The organism is Nostoc sp. ChiQUE01b, from assembly GCF_034531255.1.
Taxonomy (GTDB): domain Bacteria; phylum Cyanobacteriota; class Cyanobacteriia; order Cyanobacteriales; family Nostocaceae; genus Nostoc.
On record NZ_JAVRBM010000196.1, the window covers coordinates 1 to 1990 of the forward strand.

The following is a 1990-nucleotide window of genomic DNA, read 5'->3' on the forward strand; positions in this document are numbered from 1 at the left end:
CCTTGTCGCCCTTGTCTACCTGCCCGTGCTTTGTGCCAGTTGCGTAAGTCCTGAACGCTTTGATCCCCTATTTTATGTTCTTGGGTATCGTAAGAGTAAGTACTTGAACTACTGTATTCAGTAGACCAATAATCAAGTCGTTTTTTAGAAACTGGATAAAGTTTATTTGCACCACAAAAACCAAAATTGTCATCAATTTCTTTAGATACCTTTACTTCTATTGGTAAGCCTGCCTCTGGCAACCAGTAAATTTCAGGTCTGAGAAGAAACCCTACTGGATGGATTGTAATATAAAGCCTCTGTTCTCCACTACGTTCAACTTCTCTATAATTGCTACTATTTACTGTAGCAGGATCAAAAAATATTGAAAGAGTTCGTTCATACGCTTCTCGATCTTCAAGTTTATTAATTAAATTTTTCCAATTCCTGTTATTCATTTCTAGCTGATAAGCTATAACACTAGCAGAGTAATCAATATTATTAAAAGTTTGACCTTTACTTAAGTCTAAAACCTTTTGATTCTGTATAGCTAGCAAATTATAAGTTAGCTCTTTATCATCAGTCAAAGAAATATGACGTTGAAAACCTATGCTTCCAGAGTATTTAAAACCTTCGTCTTTTTCTATAACAACTATTACTCCACTGTTAGAAGCAAGTTGATACGTGATTTTAGTTGTTGATGAATTAGGATGAGAGTACCTTGGCTCTAATTTTGCAAGTGGTAGCCTAAGTTCAGTAAGCGGATGAATTCCCTGAAAATCAATATCTGAAAACATTTTTACTTTAATACCAAGACTAGGGAAATGCTCAAAATCACGATTAGGCTGATTTCAAGAGCTAAATTTTAGTATTCCCTAGCTTGATGCAAAGCTAACACGCATTTAAATCTGTTGTTAAAAGTTAAAATTAACTCAAACCAAACATTTAATTTGAATTGCTGATTTTTAAGGAATCATTTCTATGTTAAAAATTTAATTTATTATATTAGTAAAATTTTTTTATTTATTCTTAAATAGAACGAAATATAAAAAAAAGAATTATATTTATCGAAATATATTACATATAAAACCAAAAATAAATTTAACTTGTTGGCATTTAAATTACATTGAAGAGGATATAAAGCAGATAAAAGTAGGTTTTATTGCTTATTTATTCCATTCCCTATCCAATTTAAAATTTAGTATAATTTTTAATAACGATTGTATACAACTAGTTATATCTACGTATAGATACCCATCTACCATGATCTTCGAGATTATCCACAAACCCACCTTCACCAATCAACTCTTGGTTATCCCTAAAGAGTATGTGGTGCAAATATTGGAGAAAATCGAAGTATTGCGGGATGATCCCAAACCCCACGGTAATTTAAAGAAGAAATTACATGGCTACAAGGGTGATGTGTATCGCCTACGTTCAGGGGACTATCGCATAATTTATACTTTTGGTGATCAATGGGTAATCTTGCTAGGTGTAGATGCCCGTAAAGATGTATACAAAGGCGATAAGCTAGTTGCTGAAACAACCGATATTGATATCAGCACTCTGCCAGATGTAGAAGCATTGCTGGCTGTAAAACCAACTTATACCCCAAACTTGGTTTTGCCTGATACCTCCAACACAGAAAGCCCGCTACCTGTGGAAATTACCGAAGATTTGCTTCATAGGTTGCGACTACCGGAAGAATATTGGACAACATTAACCGCGTGTCGGACATTAGATGATTTAATGGCAGTCAACTTACCAGGTAAGTGGTGCGATCGCATTTTTGATTGTATCGCTGAACCCAATTTTGACCAAGTTCTGAACCAACCCAGCTTTGTTACGGGTAGCACTGATGATTTATTGCGCTTCACTGAAGGTGAGTTGCTGGGATTTTTACTCAAACTCAATCCCGAACAAGAAAAATTCGTCAGTTGGGCAATCAACGCTTCCGCGCGAATTTCTCACAAACAATAAAAAATCAATTTATATGGACTGATGTTAGACA

2 protein-coding genes are annotated in these 1990 nt (G+C 34.7%); one reads left to right on the forward strand and one right to left on the reverse strand.

Annotated features, from left to right (window positions below):
* The coding region (locus RMY63_RS41570) for a hypothetical protein (protein ID WP_322734254.1) at positions 1 to 776 on the reverse strand (776 nt) is incomplete at its 3' end.
* Positions 777 to 1242: 466 nt separating this feature from the next.
* Between RMY63_RS41570 and RMY63_RS41575 the strand changes: the two genes are divergently transcribed.
* A complete protein-coding gene (locus RMY63_RS41575) occupies positions 1243 to 1959 on the forward strand; it encodes a type II toxin-antitoxin system RelE/ParE family toxin (RefSeq protein ID WP_322734255.1) in 717 nt (238 codons plus the stop codon).
* Positions 1960 to 1990 lie beyond the last annotated feature (31 nt).